This window comes from Muricoccus roseus (assembly GCF_900141905.1).
Classification (GTDB): Bacteria; Pseudomonadota; Alphaproteobacteria; order Acetobacterales; family Acetobacteraceae; genus Roseomonas; species Roseomonas rosea.
In genome coordinates this window covers 103,319-120,492 of record NZ_FQZF01000011.1, presented here as the reverse complement: position 1 = coordinate 120,492, position 17,174 = coordinate 103,319, and the positions used below count along the sequence as shown (strand labels likewise).

Sequence of the window (17,174 nt, the reverse complement as noted above, 5' to 3'; positions counted from 1 at the left end):
GGAACGCGGCTCAGGCCGCCTCCGCACGCTCCTGCAGGGCCCGGCGGTCGCGGATGGTGACCACGCGCCCCGAGGGCAGGCCGATCAGCCCATCGCGCTTCAGCTTCGTCATCTGGCGGCTGACCGTCTCGATGGTCAGGCCCAGCACATCGGCGATCTGCGCCCGGGTGAGGGGCAGGTCGAAGCTCGTCTCCCCCGGCTGGCGTGGGCCGCCGAGATGATGCGCCATGTCCAGAAGGAAGCTGGCCACCTTCTCCTCGGCGGTCTTGCGGCCGAGCATGAGCATGCGCGCCCGCGCCTCGTCCAGCGCGGCCAGGGTGCGGCGGAGCAGCAGCCGCTCCATCCGCACATGGTTCTCCAGCGCCGCCTCGAAGGGCTTGCGGGGGAAGACGCAGAGCTCGACATCGGTCAGGGCGGTGACGCTGTGCTCCGCCTCCTCCGCGAAGGGGCGTCCGACGAAATCGGCGGGGTAGAGCAGGCCGACGATCTGCTCCCGCCCATCCGCCGTGGCGGCGCTGAGCTTGAGCACGCCGGAGAGGAGGTTGGCGCAGAGAACCGCCTCCTCCCCCGCCCAGACGAGGGTCTCGCCCCGGGCCAGGCGGCGCTGGCGGCCGATTCGGTTGAGGGCGGTCAGTTCCTCGTCGCTCAGGCTGCCGCAGAGCGATTGGTCGCGGACCGCGCAATCGGAACAGACGGTGCTGATGGTGCGGCCCTCCTGACGATTTCGTGATTATAGGGAGCGACTGGTCCGTTTTGGACTGGAATATGCGGGTAGGCGGGTCGCGTCGGCGGAATGCCGCGGAAGGGGTGGCCTTTCGGCCACCCCCTCATGCCTTCCCGGCGCGGCTCAGGCCGCGGGGTGGTCCCGGTCGTCCAGCGGCAGGTGGAATTCGTGCCAGATGCCGTTCAGCACGCCGAAGGTGACGGCGAGGCCGAGGCCGAGGACCCAGGCGAAGTACCACATGGCGGGTTCCCTCTCAGTAGAAGTGGGGGTTGCGGCCGACCTCCTCCGTCGTCACCCGGCCCCACAGCACCCGGAAGACCCAGGCGGTGTAGGCGAGGACGAGGGGGAGGAAGATCACGGTGACCACCACCATGATGAACAGCGTCCTCTGCGAGGAGGAGGCGTTCCAGACGGTGAGGCTGGAGGTGGGGTCAATCGAGCTGGGCAGGATGTAGGGGAACATGCTCAGCCCGACCGTGGCGATGATCCCGAGCGCGGAAAGCGAGGAGCCCGCGAAGGCCGGCACCTCCCACTTCGCCCGGATGCCGAGCAGCGCGAGCGCGGCGCCGAGGAAGCCCAGGGCGGGGGCGATCATCATCCAGGGATGGGCGGCGTAGTTGGCCAGCCAGGCGCCGGTCTCCCGCACCGAGGTGGTGCGGAGGGGGTTGGAGGGGCCCACCGGGTCCACCGCGCTGGTGATGCGGAAGCCGAGATCGCCCCAGGCCACGAAGGCCCAGCCCGCGGCGAAGAGGGCCAGCGAGAGCAGGGCCGCCACCGTCCCGAACCGCCGGGCCCGGTCATGCACCGGCCCGCGCTCGATCCGGATGGAGAGATAGGCCGCGCCATGCAGCACGATCATCGCCACCGAGAGCAAGCCGCAGAGCAGGGTGAAGGGCGTGAACAGGCCGAAGAAGCTGCCCTCGTAGAAGGCGCGCAGGTTGCCATCCAGCCGGAAGGGCACGCCTTGCAGCACGTTGCCCACGGCGACGCCGAAGACGAGGCTGGGGACGAAGCCGCCGATGAAGAGCGCCCAGTCCCAGCGTGCGCGCCAGGCAGGGTCGGGCCTCTTGGAGCGGTACTTGAAGCCCACCGGCCGCAGGATCAGCGCCGCCAGCACCGCGAACATGGCGAGATAGAAGCCGGAGAAGCTGACGGCATAGACGAAGGGCCAGGCGGCGAAGATGGCGCCGCCGCCCAGGATGAACCACACTTGGTTGCCCTCCCAGGTTTGGCCGACGGCGTTGATGACCATCCGCCGCTCCACATCGGTCTTGGCGACGAAGGGCAGCAGGGCGGCGGCGCCGAGGTCCCACCCATCGGTGAGGGCGAAGCCGATGAGCAGGACGCCCATCAGGCCCCACCAGATCAGCCGCAGCGCGGCGTAGTCGAATGCGAGATCCATGACGGTCCCCTCCTTCAGGCGACCATGGGGGTGGCGGGCAGCGAGCCGGGGGCGGGGTTCGGGTCCTCATGCCCGGCGAAGGGTCCCTTCTTCACCGTGCGGATGATGAGCCCGACCTCGATCACGGCGAGCACGCCATAGACGAGGGTGAAGCCGGCCAGCGTCATCCACAGTTCCGCCCGGCTGAGGGAGGAGACGCCGAGGAAGGTCGGCAGCACGCCCTCGATCGCCCAGGGCTGTCGGCCCAGCTCGGCCAGCACCCAGCCCAGCTCCGCCGCGATCCAGGGCAGCGGGATGGCGAGCACGGCCAGGCGCAGGAACCAGCGCTGGTCGAACTTCCGCAGGCTGCAGAGCAGAAAGGCGGTGGCGAAGAGCGCGATCATGGCAAAGCCGATGAAGGCCATGATGCGGAAGCTCCAGAACATCAGCGGCACGTTGGGCACGGTGTCCCAGGCGGCCTGCCGGATCTGCTCCGCCGTCGCCTCGCGCGGGTCCGCGACATAGCGGGTGAGGAGGAGGCCGTAGCCGAGGTCGCGGCCATGGCGGGCGAAGACCTCCCGCGCCGCGGCGTCACTCGGGTTGGCCTTGAGAGCCTCCACCGCGCCGAAGGCGAGGCGGCCGGATTCGATCCGCTCCTGCGCCAGCAGCACCAGCTCGCTCATGCCCGTCACCTGCTTGTCCAGGCTGCGGGTCGCGATGACGCCGAGCACCCAGGGGATGTTCACGGCATAGTCGGTGTGGCGTGTGGTGCTGTTGGGCAGGCCGAAGAGGGTCAGCCCGGCCGGCGCGGGTTCGGTGTGCCAGGCGGCCTCGATGGCGGCCAGCTTCATGCGCTGGTTGTCGGTCAGCGCGTAGCCGGATTCGTCACCCAGCACGACGACGGAGAGCGAGGAGGCCAGGCCAAAGGCGGCGGCCACCGTCATCGAGCGCCGCGCGAATCCGACCCAGTGCCCGCGCAGCAGGTAGAGCGCCGAGACGCCGAGCACGAGCACGGCGGCGATGACATAGCCGGCCGAGACGGTGTGGACGAACTTCGCCTGCGCGATGGGGTTGAACAGCACGGCGCCGAAGTCCGTCACCTCCATGCGCATCGTCTCCGGGTTGAAGGCGGCGCCCACCGGGTTCTGCATCCAGCCATTGGCGATGAGGATCCAGAGCGCGGAGAAGTTGGTGCCCAGCGCCACCATGAAGGTCGCGAAGAGATGGCCGAGCTTCGACAGCCGCTCCCAGCCGAAGAACATCAGCCCGACGAAGGTCGCCTCCAGGAAGAAGGCCATCAGGCCCTCGATCGCCAGCGGCGCGCCGAAGATGTCGCCCACATAATGGGAGAAGTAGGACCAGTTCGTGCCGAACTGGAATTCCATGGTGAGCCCGGTGGCGACGCCGAGCACGAAGTTGATGCCGAAGATGGTGCCCCAGAACTGCGTGACCGTGCGCCAGATCGGGCGGCCGGTCATGACATAGACGCTCTCCATGATGACGAGCATGAAGGAGAGGCCGAGGGTCAGCGGCACGAAGAGGAAGTGGTAGAGCGCGGTCAGCGCGAATTGCAGCCGCGACAGGTCTACGACGCCGGGATCCATAGGTTTGCTCCGCCCAACTGGCGGCCGCGCGCATGCGGGCGGTCCGCTCTCGGGTGGCGGCAATAGGCGCCCGGGGCGCCTCGCCTGCCCTGACATGGATCAAGGTAGCGCCTCCCCTGATGGGCGAGAGGGAAGGCATGTCGCAGCCCGCCCCGGACAAGCAACGCAACGCCCGCCGTCAGGCTTGGCTGAAGGAGGCCGCCAGGGCGGGTGGCCGCTGGAACGGCCTGGCCACCGGGCTGCTGCTGCTGGACGGGGTTGCGGCCATCGGCTTCGCCGGTGCCCTGGCGGGCGGGCTGGGTGCGCTGGAGGGCGGGATGGCGGCCGCCTGGCCCTGGCTGGCGTTGGGCGTGGTCTCGGCCGCCGGTCGCGGGGCCTGCGCCACGCTCTCCGCCCGGGCGGGGGCCGAGGCGGCGCGGCGGGTGAAGACCGCCCTGCGCCGCCGGATCACCGTGGCCAGCCTGGCCATCCCAGCCGGGGAAAGGCCGCCGGTGGGCAGCCTCATGGCCTCGGCGGTGGATGAGGTGGAGGCGCTGGACGGCTATGTCGCCCGGTTCCTGCCGGCCCGCCGCGCGGCGGGCCTCGTCCCCTTCCTCGTCCTGGGCGCGACGGCCGTCGCCAGCCCCCTCAGCGCGGGCATCCTGGCGGCGACGCTGGTTCCCTTCATCCTCGCCATGGCGCTTGCTGGCGGCGCCGCGGCGGACCAGGCGCGGCGGCAATTCGAGGCCCTTTCGCGCCTCTCCGCCCTGTTCGCGGACCGGGTGCGGAGCCTTCCGGCCGTGCTGGCCTTCCAGGCCGAGGCCGCCGAGACTCGGCGCCTCTCGGGTGCGGCGGAGGAACTGCGGGGGCGCACCATGGGGGTGCTGCGCCTCGCCTTTCTCTCCTCCGGCGCGCTGGAATTCTTCGCCGCTCTCTCCGTCGCGCTGGTCGCGGTCTATGCGGGCTTCAACCTGCTGGGGCTGCTGCCCTTCCCCGTGCCGGAAAGCCTGACCCTCGGCCCGGCCTTCTTCGTGCTGGCCCTCGCACCCGAATTCTACGCGCCCATGCGGCGCCTCGCCGCCGCCTATCACGACAAGCAGGCGGCCGAGACCGCCGCCGACCGGCTGGAGGCGCTCGAGGCCCTGGCGCGTAGCCCCGCCGCCCTGGCCAGGCCGATCCCCCGCGCGCCCGCCATCCGCTTCCGGGGCGTGACCATCCGCTATCCCGGCGAGGACCGCGCGGCGGTCGATAACTTCGGGCTCGAGATCGGGCCGGGCGAGGTGGTGGCGCTGCTCGGCCCCAGCGGCTCGGGCAAGACCACGCTGCTGAACCTCCTGCTCGGCCTCGCGCCACTGACAGGGGGCGAGGTGCTGGTGGACGGGCTTCTCCTGTCCGAGGCCGGGTCCTTCGCGCCCTCCATCGCCTGGATGGGCCAGGCGCCGCTCATCGTCCCCGGCAGCATCGCGGCCAATGTCGCCCTCTCCCGCCAGGATGCGCCGGCGCATGAGATCGCGGAGGCCGCGGAGCGCGCGGGGCTGGGGCGGATGCTGCGGGAGCGGCCGGAGGGGCTGGATTCCGTGCTGGACGAGCGCGGCGGCGGGCTTTCCGGCGGCGAGCGCCGGCGCATCGCCCTGGCGCGCGCCCTGCTGAAGGATGCGCCCATCCTGCTGCTGGACGAGCCCACCGCGCATCTGGATGCGGAAGCAGAGGCCGCGATGATCCCGGTCATCCTCGACGGCGCGCGTGGCCGCACCACCCTGATCGCCACCCATTCCCCGCGCCTGGCCGCCAGGGCCGACCGGATCGTGAGGCTCGCCTGACCATGTCGAATCCGGGGCGCCTGAAGGACCTCGTCGCCGCCGAGCGGGCGCGCCAGCGCGGTCGGCTGCTGATCGCCGGGATAGCTGCCGCGGTGGTCACCGCCGCCTCCGTGGCGCTGCTGGGCCTTTCCGGCTGGTTCATCACCGGGGCGGCGCTGGCGGGGGCCGCGGGCGCGGCCTCGGCCCAGGGCTTCAACTACATGCTGCCCAGCGCCGGAATCCGGCTGCTGACCATCCTGCGGACCGGCAGCCGCTATGCCGAGCGGCTGGCCGGCCATGACGCCGCGCTGCGGGCCCTGGCCCGGATCCGCCCGGCCCTGTTCGCCGGGCTGGCAGCCGCCCCTCCCGCGACCGCCATGGCTCTCTCCACCGGCGAGGCCTCGGCGCGTCTGGTGCAGGACGTGAACGCGGTGGAGGCGCGCTTCGTGCGGCTTTCCGGGGCCTGGGGCATGATGGCCTCCATCGCCACGGGCACCGCGCTGCTGCTTCTCGCCGGGCCGATGCCCGCCCTGGCCGCGCTGGCCGTGACGGGGACCTATCTCCTCGTGGCGGACCGGCTCGCCACCCTGCTCCAGGCGCCGGGGCGGGAGGCGCAGCGCGCCGCCGGGCGGCTGAAGGAGGATTTCGCCACCCTGGCCGGCGCCGCTTCCGAATTGCGCGCCTATGGGCTGGAGGGCTGGGCGGCGGAGCGGATCGGTGCCCGCAGTGCCGAGCTGGCCGAGGCGCAGCGCCGGGTGACGGGCGGCGCGGGCTGGTTCGAGCTGGCCCAGGGCGTGGCCACGGGCCTGGCCGCCATGGGGGCCATGGCCCTTTCGGCGGAGCAATCCCTGCCGATCGCCGCCATGGCCGCGCTGGGCGCCGCGATGATGGTGGATGGCGTGGCCGGCTTCGCCCGCGGGCTGGAGCGCCGCGGCACGCTGCGGGAGGCCGAGGCGCGGCTGGATGCGATACTCGGCATGGCGGAGCCGCCCCGCCCCGCGCGCCCCGCCCTGGCCGATGCGCCGGTGATCCGCCTGGCGGAGCCGGATGCCCTGCTGCGGCCCGGCATGGTGGCCGCCATCACCGGCCCCTCGGGCTGCGGCAAGACCACCTTGCTGGAAACCCTTCTCGCCCTGCGCCCGGTGGAGCCCGGCCGGATCAGCCTGGGCGGCGCCGACATCGCGGCCCTGCCGCCGGAAGCCGCCCGCCGCTGCTTCGCCCATGCGGCGCAGGACGCCGCCCTGCTGGCCGGCACCGTGCGGGAGAACCTGCTGCTGGCGAGCCCGGACGCCACGGAGGCCGAACTGTGGGACGCCCTGCGCGACGCCGCGCTGGATGCGCGGGTTCTGGCGCTGCCTGGCGGGCTGGATGCCTGGCTGGGCGAGAACGGCGCGCGGCTCTCGGGTGGGGAGCGGCGGCGGCTGGTGCTGGCGCGCGCCCTGCTTCGCCCGGCACCTTGGCTGCTGCTGGACGAGCCGACCGAAGGGCTGGACGCCGCGACCGAGATCCGCGTGCTGGAGCGCCTGCGCGCGCGGCTGGCGGCGACAGGGCAGGGCGCGCTGATCGTGACGCATCGCGCGGCGCCGCTGGCGCTGTGCGGGCGGGTGCTGGAGATGGGCGGCGAGCGGCGGGTGGCGGCGCTGGCGGCTTGAGGTCAGGCCCGATTCGGCTTCCAGCTCCGCCGCCTGGCTGATGGCAGAGGCCACGTCCTTCAGCATCTCACCGGCGCGGCCGGTGGGCGGGCGCCTTTTACGGCCGGAAGGTAGCGGAGCGGGCCTTCATTCATGCGGTGCGATGGGGCCGGCAATGGCCCGGGCGGGCGGCATGGGCTAGACCGGCTGGGCATCCTTCCTGGCCCGGGAGTCGTTCCCATCGTGCCGACGCGCACCGACCCGCTGCTCGATCCGCTGATCCTCGCCGCGCCGCCCGTGATCGACCCCGGCGCGCTGGGCCAGGCGCTCGCCGCGCATTGGGGGCTGGAGGGGGCGCTGCATTCCCTGGGCGGGGAGCGGGACCGGAACTTCCGGCTGGACCGGCCCGGTGCCGCGCCGCTGCTGGTGAAGGTCGCGCATCCGGACGAGGATCCGGCGATCACGGAGTTCCAGACCGCGGCGCTGCTGCATCTGGAGGCCACGGGACCGGACCTGCCGGTTCCGCGCATGATCCGCACGCGGGATGGCGGGACCGGCACCCCGCTCGCCGCGCAGGATGGGCGGCTCTGCCTGTTGCGCGTGCTGACCTTCCTGCCCGGGCGGGTGATGACGGAGGCACTGGCCTCCGCGCGCGAGCTGGGCGTGCTGACGGCGCGGCTGGACGGGGCGCTGGAGGGCTTCGCACACCCGGCGGACAGGCGGCGCCTGCTCTGGGACATCCGGGAGGCGCCGGCGCTGCGGGCCTTCCTGGGGGATGTGGAGGATGCCGGGCTGCGCGCCCTGGCTGCGGCGGCGCTGGACCGGTTCGAGCGGGAGGCGGCGGGGCCGCTGGCCGCGCTTCCGATGCAGGTAATCCACAACGACCTGAACCCGCACAACGTGCTGGTGGATGCGGAGAGGCCCGCGCGGCTGGCGGGGATCATCGATTTCGGGGACATGGTCCGCGCCTCCCGGCTGCAGGAGGTGGCGACGGCCTGCGCCTATCTGCTGGGGCCGGGGGAGAACCCGCTCTCCGGCCCGGCGGCCTTCCTGGCGGGCTACCGCTCGGTGCTGCCCCTGCCGGAGCCGCAGGCGGCGCTGCTGCCGGCGCTGATCGCGACGCGCATGGCGATGACGGTGCTGATCACCCATTGGCGGGCGCGGCGGCAGCCGGAGAACGCGGTCTATATCCTGCGCAACATGCCCCGGGCCCGCGACGGGCTGGAGCGCCTCGCGCGGCTCGCCCCCGCCACGATCGAAGGATGACGGCCATGCCCGACGCGAACCCGCCCCAGGAAGCACCGCGGGGCATGGCGATGATCAACGCCTTCGATCCCAGCCGCGCCACGGGGCTGAGCGCGCGGGAAAGGGCGATGGTGGAGCGGCGGCAGCGGCTGCTCGGCCCGGCCTACCGGCTGTTCTACGAGCACCCCGTGCATGCCGTGCGCGGGGAGGGCGCCTGGCTCTTCGATGCCGAGGGCAACCGCTACCTCGACTGCTACAACAACGTCGCCTCCATGGGCCATGCGCATCCGCGGGTGGTGGAGGCGATCGCGCGGCAGGCTTCGCTGCTGAACACCCATACGCGCTACCTGCACGAGACGGTGCTGGACTATGCCGAGGCGCTGCTGGCGACGTTTCCGGCCTCGCTCGGCCATGTGATGTTCACCTGCACGGGGTCGGAGGCGAACGACCTCGCGCTCCGCATCGCGCGCGCGCATACGGGCGGGGAGGGCATCGTCGTCACCTCGCTGGCCTATCATGGCGTGACGGCCTCGCTGGCCGAGCTGTCGCCTTCCCTGGGCGAGGGCGTGCCGCTGGGGCGGCATGTGGCGACGGTCGCGCCGCCCGATGCCTATCGGGGCGGGGCGGGGATGCCGGCGCGCTTCGCGGCCGACATCGCGGCGGCCTTCGCCGGCCTCGCGCGCCACGGCATCCGCCCCTGCGCGCTGCTGGTCGACACCATGTTCACCTCGGACGGCGTGTTTCCCGACCCGGCCGGTTTCCTCGCCGGGGCGGCGGAGGCGGCGCGCGCGGCGGGGGCGCTGTTCATCGCGGATGAGGTGCAGCCGGGCTTCGGGCGCACCGGCGCGATGTGGGGCTTCCAGCGCCATGGGGTGGAGCCGGACATCGTGACCATGGGCAAGCCCATGGGGAACGGGCACCCGGTGGCCGGTCTCGCGATCCGGCCGGAGCTGCTGGAGCGCTTCGGGGGCACGGTGCGCTATTTCAACACCTTCGGCGGCAACCCGGTCTCGGCGGCGGCGGGGCTGGCGGTGCTGGAGGTGCTGAGGGAGGAAGGGCTGGCGGAGAATGCGGCGGCGATCGGCGCGCATCTCGCCGCCGGGCTGCGCGCGCTGGCGGAGCGGCACCCGATCATCGGCGACGTGCGCGGCGCGGGGCTTTCCATCGGCTGCGAGCTGGTGAGCGACCGGGCGACGAAGGAGCCGGCCACCGCCGAGACGGCGCGGGTGGTCAACGCCCTCCGCAACCGCCGTGTGCTGATCAGCGCATCAGGCCCCGGCGCCAACATCCTGAAGATCCGCCCGCCGCTCTGCCTTTCGTGTGAGCAGGCGGAGCTGTTCCTGGAAACGCTGGACGCGGTGCTGCGCGAGGCCTGAGCGCGGCTTACGGCCCGCTCGCCACCGCATGCCCCGCCGCGACGGCGCCGAGGCAGAGGATCACCGAAAGGCCGATATTCCCCAGCGCCGCGACGGTCCGCCCGGCCTGCAGCAGCTCCAGCGTCTGCAGGCTGAAGGAGGAAAAGGTGGTGAAGCCGCCGCAGATCCCGACCATGACGAAGGCGCGCAGATCTGCATGGGCGCCGTGGCGCGCGCTGAACGCCGCGAAGGCACCGATGACGAAGGAGCCGAGCACGTTGATGGCGATGGTGCCCCAGGGAAAGCCGATCCCGGCGAGGCGGATCGCCAGGACGGAGCCCCAGGCCCGCGCGACGCTGCCCAGTGCGCCGCCGAGCGCGATCCAGAGATAGGTCTTCATGGTCCTCTCATGCCCGCCCGGGCCGGATCATCGGGGCGGGCGGAGGGCGCTGCAAGGCGGCGGGGCGCGGGGGCTTATCGGCCCCGCCGTTCCTCCAGCACGCGCATCACGGCGCGGACGATGCCCCGGTAGCCCGTGCAGCGGCAGAGATTGCCCGAAAGCTCCTCCCGCACCCGCGCCTCATCGGCGCCGGGCAGGCGCAGCACGATGTCGCGGGCGGCGACGAGCATGCCGGGCGTGCAGTAGCCGCATTGCAGGGCGTGCTCGGCGCTGAAGGCCTCCCGCAGGGCGGCCATGACGGCATCCTCTCCGAAGCCTTCGATGGTGCGGATTGTGGCGCCGTCGCAGGCGCCGGCATGGGTGATGCAGGACCGCGCCGGGGCGCCGTCCAACTCCACGGTGCAGGCGCCGCAGACGCCATGCTCGCAGCCGATATGGGTGCCGGTAAGCAGCAGCTCGCCGCGCAGCAGGTCGGCCAGATGGGTGCGCGGCTCCGCCAGGACCTCGGCGGGCTCGCCATTGACGGTGAGGCGGATGGGCAGGCGGGTCATGCGGTGGGCATCCCGGCGGCGGCCATTCCGGCGGCGCGGCGAAGCGCCGTGCGGGCGAGGGCGGCGCGCCAGGGCTCCAGGCCGGGAAGGGTGGCGAGGAGGCGGTCCGCCTCGGCCTCCGGCGCCGCGAGCAGGGCGGTGGCGTCGGGGATGGGCAGGGGCGGGCCGTCCAGCGCGGCCAGGACGGCGCGCGGCGCCTGGCCGGGGATGGCGAGGAGGCAGGCTGTGGCCTTGGAGAACTCGCCGGGCTTGCGGCAGAACTTCCAGTGCCCCCAGCGCGTCTCCGGCGGCAGCAGCGGCAGCTCAATGGCGCGCAGCACCTCCTCCGGGCGGAGCGCCGTCTCGAAGATGCCGGTGACGAAGCCGGCCAGGGGAATGCGGCGCTCACCCGCCGGGCCGAGGGCGACGGCATGGCCGGGGAAGGCGGGCAGCACCGCCACCCAGTCGGCCGCGGGGTCCGCATGGGCCAGGCTGCCGCCGATCGTGCCGCGGTTGCGCACGGGGCGGTAGGCGATCCGCCGCGCCACCCCGGCCAGGATGGCGCCCAGGCGCCCGGGGACGGCGCCGTCCTCGATGGCCGCATGGGTGGTGCCGGCGCCGATGCGGCAGGTGCCGCCCTGCACCGCGATGCCGCCGAATTCCGGCAGGTGGCGCAGATCGGCCACCAAGCCGGGCTGGGCCATGCGCAGGTTCAGCATGGGGCCGATGGACTGCCCCCCGGCGACCGGCCGGGCACCGGAGCCGAGCAGGGCGAGGGCGGCGGGCCAGTCCGCCGGGCGGGCATAGGCGAAGGGGGCGGGCTTCATCGGGCGCGCGCCGCCTCCAACGCGGCGAGCACGCGGGCGGGGCTGGCGGGCAGGTCCAGCACCTCCGCCCCGAAGGGGGCCAGCGCGTCGTTGATGGCGTTCACGATGGCGGCCGGGGGGCCGATGGCGCCGCTCTCGCCCAGTCCCTTCTGGCCGAAGCGCGTCCAGGGGCTCGGCGTCTCCATATGGTCGATGCGGACCTCCGGCAGCTCGGCCGTGCCGGGGATGAGGTAGTCGGCCAGGGTGCCGGCCAGGGGCTGGCCGGCCTCGTCGAAGGGCATTTCCTCATAGAGGGCGGTGCCGATGCCCTGGGCGAGGCCGCCGAGAACCTGCCCGTCCACGATCATCGGGTTCAGCAGCACGCCGCCATCCTCGACGATCAGGTAGTCCTCCAGCACCACCTCGCCCGTCTCGGTGTCGATCCGCAGCGTCACGGCGTGGCAGGCATAGGAGTGGGTGCCGGTATCGGGGTCCGGGCGGTAGCCGCCGGTGACCTCCAGCCCGCCCGTATCCACGCCGCGCGGCAGGTTCTGGGGGCGCCGGTACCAGGTGCGGGCGATCTCCTCCAGCGTGACGGCGGCGCCGCCGTCACGCCGCCGCACGGCGCCGCCGGACAGTTCAACGGCGCCAGGTTCAGCCTGGAGGAGGGAGGCGCCGATCGCGAGCGCGCGCTCGCCCAGCAGGCGGCAGGCCTCGGCCACGGCGCCGCCGCCCATCACGGCCGCGCGGCTGCCCCAGGTGCCGGTGGAATAGGGGGTGAGGGCCGTGTCCCCATGCACCACGCGCACGCGGGCGGTGGGCAGGCCAAGGACTTCATGCGCGACCTGGGCGAAGGTCGTCTCCATGCCCTGGCCGTGACTTTGCAGCCCCGTCCGGATTTCCAGCACGCCATCCGGGGTGAAGCGGGCGGTCGCCTGCTCGTAGCCCGGCACGAAGGGGATGCCCCAGCCGTGATAGACCGAGGTGCCGTGCGCGCCCTGTTCGCAGAAGACGGCGAGGCCGAAGCCGATGCATTCCCCGGCTGCCCGACGCGCCGCGATGCGGTCGTGATCGATGGCGGCCAGCGCTCGGCGCAGGGCTTGGGGATAGTCGCCGCTGTCGAAGACTTTTCCGACGAGGTTGCGGTAGGGCATCGCCTCGGGCGGGACGAGATTGGCGAGGCGGATGGCGGCGGGCGTGATGCCGAGCTGCCGCGCCAGCGCGTCCAGCGTGGTTTCCAGCGCGTAGCACACGCCCGTGCGGGCCACGCCGCGATAGGGGAGGATGGGCGGCTTGTTCGTGCAGGCCGAGACGGTGCGGCAGCGGAAGCGCGGCAGCGTGTAGGGGCCGGGGAAGATCGAGCCGACCTGCGCCGATTCCAGGCAGGCGCTGAAGGGGTAGAGGGAATAGGCGCCGGAATCGACCGTCGCATCCACATCCACCCCGAGGAGCCGGCCGCCGGCATCGGCCCAGGCGGTGACGGTGTAGTGGTGTTCCCGGCAGTTCGCATTCGCGCTGAGATGCTCCAGCCGGTCCTCGATCCAGCGCACGGGGCGGCCGAGGCGCATGGCGAGGTGACAGCACACCACCTCCTCCGGCGAGAGGATGCCCTTGTAGCCGAAGCCGCCGCCGACATCGGGCGCGACGACGCGGATCTGCCCTTCGTCCAGCCCCAGCACCTCCGACAGGCCGGTGCGGATGACATGGGGCTGCTGGGTGGATGTGGTGACGATCAGCTGTTCGAGGCGTGGGTCCCATTCCGCCAGCACGCCGCGACCTTCCATGGGCACCATGCATTGCCGGGCCGTGCGGAGCCGGCGCGTGACCTTCGCCGCGGCGATGGAGTCGAGCTCAGACAGGTCCTCGTCGCGGAAGGTTTCGAGGAAGGCGTTGTCGGGCCAGTGCTCATGGACCAGCGGCGCGCCGGGGGCGCGGGCGGTGAGCATGTCGGCGACGACCGGCAGAGCCTCGTAATCCAGGATGCAGGCGGCGGCGAGGTCCTCCGCCGCGGCGCGGCTGGGGGCGAGGCATGCGGCGATGGGCTCGCCCACATGCCGTAGCTTGCCCGTGGCGAGCACCGGCTGCTCCGAGACGCGGAAGCCCGGAAGGGCGGAGGGCGCGCGGATCGTCCCCACCCCGGCGAGATCGGCCGCGGTGAAGACCCGGCTCTCCGCACCCTCCGCCTTCTGCACCCCGAGCAGCCGCGCATGGGCGACGGGGCTGCGGAGGAAGGCGACCTCCAGCATGCCTGCCGCGCGGATATCGCCGACATAGCGGCCGCGCCCCAGGAGGAAGCGCGCATCCTCCTTGCGGCGGAGGCTCGCGCCGACACCTTCGCCGATCGCCTCAGGGCTCACGCGGCTTCGGCCAGGACAGGCTTGGGCAGCACGATGGAATCGGCATCGTAGCGCCGCCCCGCGCGCAGGCAGAGAACGGGCTGGAGGAGGCGCTCGGTCACCACCTTCGTTCCCTCATTGTCCTGCAGCAGGAAGCGGCCGCGTTCGTCGGACAGCACGGAGATGTCAGCCTCGCGCCCCACGCGGAGGGTGCCGATCTCGTCGGCCATCCGCAGCATCTCGGCCGGGTTGATCGTGACCATGCGCACGACATGCGTGAGGTCCATGCCCAGGGCGAGCATGCTGGTCATCGCCGAGGCGAGGGAGAAGTTCTGCTTGCCGGCGAAGAGATGCATCTCCTCCTTGTCCGGATGCTCGTCCGGCGTGCCGCGCGGCTTGGGGACGGTGGTGTTGTAACCGTGCATGTCGGCGCCGAGCGTGTCGGGCAGCACACCGGCCTCCAGCACCAGCCGCGCCATCTTGAAGGAAAAGTGGGAGCCGTGGCCCACATCGGTCTTCAGGCCGCGCGCCAGGGCTTCCCGGACCACCGGGTGCAGCTTGCCATGGCGGTCCACGAAGCCGCCGGGGTGGCGGGTGAAGGGATGCGCCAGGATGTCGCCCGGGCGCATGATTTCCAGCATCTCCGGCAGGATGGCGTCGGGGTCGTAGGAGGGCGTGTCCTCCGGCAAGGGCCAGAGCTGGCCGAAATGGATGTAGAGCGGCCGGTCCAGCTCCCGCGCGACGATGGCGGCGCGGCGCATCGCCTCGTCACCCCAGCGGGTGAAGCCGCCGATCTCGGCATGGCCCTTGATGCCGCGCACCAGGTCCGCATTCTCCCGCCCGCAGCGGATCGTGTCCTCCACCGCGATGCAGTCGGGGCGGTAGAGCTCGGGGTAGTAATGCCCCTCCAGCCCGCCGACCATATAGGCGGAGAGGAAGGCGAGGACGCGGCTCGCGGCCTTCTTCACCACGAACTCGCGGAAGCCGGGGAAGGTGAGGACGGACGGGCCGCCCTGGTCCACCAGCGTCGTTACGCCGGAATGCACGCCCACCATATCCGCCTCCAGTCCGAAGCGGCCGGTGACGTAGCGATAGACATGGGCGTGGGTGTCGATCATCCCGGGCAGGACGAGCTTGCCGGCCACGTCGATAGTATCCCGCGCCGGGCCCGGCAGGTTCGGGCCGATGGCGGCGATGCGGCCGTCCCGCACCGCGATGTCGGCGATGGTGTCGAGACCCTGGGCCGGATCGATGACGCGGCCGCCGCGCAGCACGGTGTCGTAGGGTCCCGTTTGCGTGAAATCCATGAGGGCCTTCCCTGAACCTGGCGCCCGCCGGGCCCCGCCATGGTGGCAAGGCCCGTGCCATGGGCGCTGATTGGCTTCCCCCGATGCATCGCGCGGATGGCGGGTGCAGCGCCAGCGGAAATAGGTGGGTGCAGGCACGTTTTTTTGGCGATCCCGCGATGGGGCGCCTAAACTTTGTGCGGGGCTCTGCGCGGAACCCGCCCCCGGCCCTGGCATGGGGCTTGCTGTCACAGCCCGCACAGGGGCCCATCCGCCCCGGACCGACGCAACCGTCGAAGGGGCGCCGACGCATGGAACGTTCTCGTTTTCTCCGTTGGCTGGCCGCGGCGCCGCTGCTCGCCGCCGCCGTGATGGCACCCTCCCGCGGGGAGGCGCAGACGCCGCTGCGCTTCGCCTGGGACTGGGCGCCGCAGGGCTATCACGCGATCTGGGCGCTGGCCGAGGAACGGGGCTTCTTCCGGGATGCCGGGCTGCGCGTGCAGCAGGACCGCGGCTACGGCTCTGGCGACACCATCACCAAGGTCGCCACCGGCGCCTACGACGTCGGCTTCGCCGATATCAACGCCCTGGTGCAGTTCAACGCGCGGAACCCGCAGCAGCGGGTGATCGCCGTGGCCATGGTGTTCGACAGCAACCCGGCCGCGGTGGTGACGCTGAGGCGGACGGGCATCCGCACCGCCGCCGATCTTGCCGGGCGCAACCTCGGCGCGCCGGAGGGGGAATCGAGCCGCGTGCTCTTCCCGGTTTTCGCCCGGGCGGCGGGGATCGATCCGGCGAGCATCCGCTGGACCTCGATGACCGCCAGCCTGCGCGAGAGCATGCTGGCGACCGGGCAGGTGGAGGCGATCACCGGGCTGCAGCAATCCGCCGTGTTCGGGCTCCGGGCGGCGGGCGTGCCGGCCTCGGAGATCGTCTCGCTTCCCTATGCCGCGGCGGGCGTGGATCTGTACGGCCACGGCGTCATCACCTCCGCGGCCTTTGCGGAGCGGAACCCTGAGGCCGTGCGAGGCTTCGTGCGGGCCACGCTGCAGGGGCTGAAGGCCGCGCTGGCGGACCCGGCGGCCGGCATGGCGGCGATGAGGAAGCGCGAGGCGCTGTTCGATCCGGCGCTGGAGGGCGAGCGCTTCGCGATGACCCGCGACGTCGCTATCCTGACGCCGAATGTGCGCCGCACCGGCTTCGGCGCGCTGGAGCTGGACCGGATGCGCCGCCTGGTGGCCATCAACGCCGAGGTGAACCGGATCGAAAATCCGCCGGCGGCGGAGACGCTCTTCTCCACCGACTTCCTGCCGCCCCAGGCGGACCGCATGCCGTGAGCCCCGGGCCGCTGCAGGGCCGGGTCGCGCTGGTGACGGGCGGGGCCGCCGGCATCGGCCTCGCCCTGGCGGAGGGCCTGGTCCGGCGCGGCGCCTCGGTGGTGATCGGCGACCTCGAGGGGGCGGAGGCGGCGGCGGAACGCCTGCGTGCAGAGGGGCTGGCCGTGCACGGCGTGGTGGGTGACGTGACCTCGGAGCCGGCGGTCGCCACCATGGTGGAGGCGGCCGAGCGCCGCTTCGGTGGGCTCGACATCCTCGTCAACAACGCCGGCATCTATGCCAGCCTGACGCCGAAGCCCTTCGAGGAGCTGGACGTCGCGGAATGGCGGCGGGTGCTCGACGTGAATGTCATCGGCACCTTCCTGTGCTGCCGCGGCGTGCTGCCGGCCATGCAGCGGCGCGGCGGCGGGCGCGTGGTGAACATCAGCTCCGGCGTGGCCTTCAAGGGCAATCCGTACATGGCGCATTACGTGGCCAGCAAGGGCGCCGTGGTGTCCCTCACCCGCGCGCTGGCCACCGAGATGGGGCGGCACGCCGTGCTGGTGAACAGCGTCGCCCCCGGCTTCACGCTGAGCGAGAACGTGCTGCGGAACCCCACGCTCATCGCAGGGGTGAAGGAGCCCTCGCTGCGCAATCGCGTGCTGGGGCGGGACATGCTGCCGGATGATCTCGTCGGCGCGGTCTGCTTCTTCGCGGGTCCGGATTCCGCCTTCATCACCGGGCAGACGCTCGTGGTGGATGGCGGCGCCTACTACCATTGA

At 72.4% G+C, this 17,174-nt stretch carries 15 protein-coding genes; 6 read left to right on the top strand and 9 right to left on the bottom strand.

The features are described 5' to 3' along the window. Positions 1–10 precede the first annotated feature (10 nt). The 4 genes from BUB97_RS11130 to BUB97_RS11115 all read right to left on the bottom strand — a co-directional run bounded on the left by BUB97_RS11130 (position 11) and on the right by BUB97_RS11115 (position 3,709). Entirely contained in the window at positions 11–598 is a 588-nt protein-coding gene (locus BUB97_RS11130; RefSeq protein ID WP_245818276.1) for a Crp/Fnr family transcriptional regulator, read from the bottom strand. A gap of 249 nt (positions 599–847) precedes the next feature. Continuing rightward, positions 848–964: a cytochrome bd-I oxidase subunit CydX gene (cydX, locus tag BUB97_RS11125; protein WP_073134709.1), complete on the bottom strand. Its 117-nt coding sequence runs from the start codon at positions 962–964 to the stop codon at positions 848–850. A gap of 13 nt (positions 965–977) precedes the next feature. Beyond that, positions 978–2,126, bottom strand: coding sequence for a cytochrome d ubiquinol oxidase subunit II (cydB, locus tag BUB97_RS11120; RefSeq protein WP_073134708.1), 1,149 nt, complete (start codon positions 2,124–2,126; stop codon positions 978–980). A 14-nt stretch (positions 2,127–2,140) separates the two neighbouring features. Next, entirely contained in the window at positions 2,141–3,709 is a 1,569-nt protein-coding gene (locus BUB97_RS11115) for a cytochrome ubiquinol oxidase subunit I (protein WP_073134707.1), read from the bottom strand. Between the two features lie 137 nt (positions 3,710–3,846). Between BUB97_RS11115 and cydD the strand changes: the two genes are divergently transcribed. The 4 genes from cydD (at position 3,847) to BUB97_RS11095 (ending at position 9,739) form a co-directional block, all read left to right on the top strand. Next, a complete protein-coding gene (gene cydD, locus BUB97_RS11110) occupies positions 3,847–5,508 on the top strand; it encodes a thiol reductant ABC exporter subunit CydD (RefSeq protein ID WP_073134706.1) in 1,662 nt (553 codons plus the stop codon). 2 nt (positions 5,509–5,510) lie between these two features. Then, the gene (locus tag BUB97_RS11105) at positions 5,511–7,139 is read left to right on the top strand and encodes an amino acid ABC transporter ATP-binding/permease protein (RefSeq protein ID WP_073134705.1); all 1,629 of its coding nucleotides are present in this window, start codon (positions 5,511–5,513) and stop codon (positions 7,137–7,139) included. 222 nt (positions 7,140–7,361) lie between these two features. Next, positions 7,362–8,384 (top strand): phosphotransferase, encoded by a 1,023-nt coding sequence (locus BUB97_RS11100; protein ID WP_175562617.1) that lies wholly within the window; start codon positions 7,362–7,364, stop codon positions 8,382–8,384. A 5-nt stretch (positions 8,385–8,389) separates the two neighbouring features. Further along, positions 8,390–9,739, top strand: coding sequence for an aspartate aminotransferase family protein (locus tag BUB97_RS11095; RefSeq protein WP_408906131.1), 1,350 nt, complete (start codon positions 8,390–8,392; stop codon positions 9,737–9,739). 7 nt (positions 9,740–9,746) lie between these two features. Here the strand turns inward: BUB97_RS11095 and crcB are convergent, their stop codons facing one another. The 5 genes from crcB to BUB97_RS11070 form a co-directional block, all read right to left on the bottom strand. Further along, a complete protein-coding gene (gene crcB, locus BUB97_RS11090) occupies positions 9,747–10,118 on the bottom strand; it encodes a fluoride efflux transporter CrcB (protein ID WP_073134704.1) in 372 nt (123 codons plus the stop codon). Between the two features lie 74 nt (positions 10,119–10,192). Next, positions 10,193–10,669 (bottom strand): (2Fe-2S)-binding protein, encoded by a 477-nt coding sequence (locus BUB97_RS11085; protein ID WP_073134703.1) that lies wholly within the window; start codon positions 10,667–10,669, stop codon positions 10,193–10,195. Beyond that, on the bottom strand, positions 10,666–11,475 hold the full coding sequence (locus BUB97_RS27255) for an FAD binding domain-containing protein (RefSeq protein WP_073134702.1): 810 nt from the start codon (positions 11,473–11,475) through the stop codon (positions 10,666–10,668). The genes BUB97_RS11085 and BUB97_RS27255 overlap by 4 nt, the downstream gene beginning before the upstream one ends. Beyond that, entirely contained in the window at positions 11,472–13,811 is a 2,340-nt protein-coding gene (locus BUB97_RS11075; protein ID WP_073134701.1) for a xanthine dehydrogenase family protein molybdopterin-binding subunit, read from the bottom strand. The genes BUB97_RS27255 and BUB97_RS11075 overlap by 4 nt, the downstream gene beginning before the upstream one ends. Then, positions 13,808–15,097 (bottom strand): amidohydrolase/deacetylase family metallohydrolase, encoded by a 1,290-nt coding sequence (locus BUB97_RS11070; protein WP_073134700.1) that lies wholly within the window; start codon positions 15,095–15,097, stop codon positions 13,808–13,810. Before BUB97_RS11070 ends, BUB97_RS11075 begins: the two co-directional genes overlap by 4 nt. A gap of 290 nt (positions 15,098–15,387) precedes the next feature. Here BUB97_RS11070 and BUB97_RS11065 point away from each other — a divergent pair, with 290 nt between their 5' ends. Together BUB97_RS11065 and BUB97_RS11060 are read left to right on the top strand one after the other, a co-directional pair. Further along, the gene (locus BUB97_RS11065; protein ID WP_073134699.1) at positions 15,388–16,413 is read left to right on the top strand and encodes an ABC transporter substrate-binding protein; all 1,026 of its coding nucleotides are present in this window, start codon (positions 15,388–15,390) and stop codon (positions 16,411–16,413) included. Next, positions 16,410–17,174: an SDR family NAD(P)-dependent oxidoreductase gene (locus tag BUB97_RS11060; RefSeq protein ID WP_217659635.1), complete on the top strand. Its 765-nt coding sequence runs from the start codon at positions 16,410–16,412 to the stop codon at positions 17,172–17,174. The genes BUB97_RS11065 and BUB97_RS11060 overlap by 4 nt, the downstream gene beginning before the upstream one ends.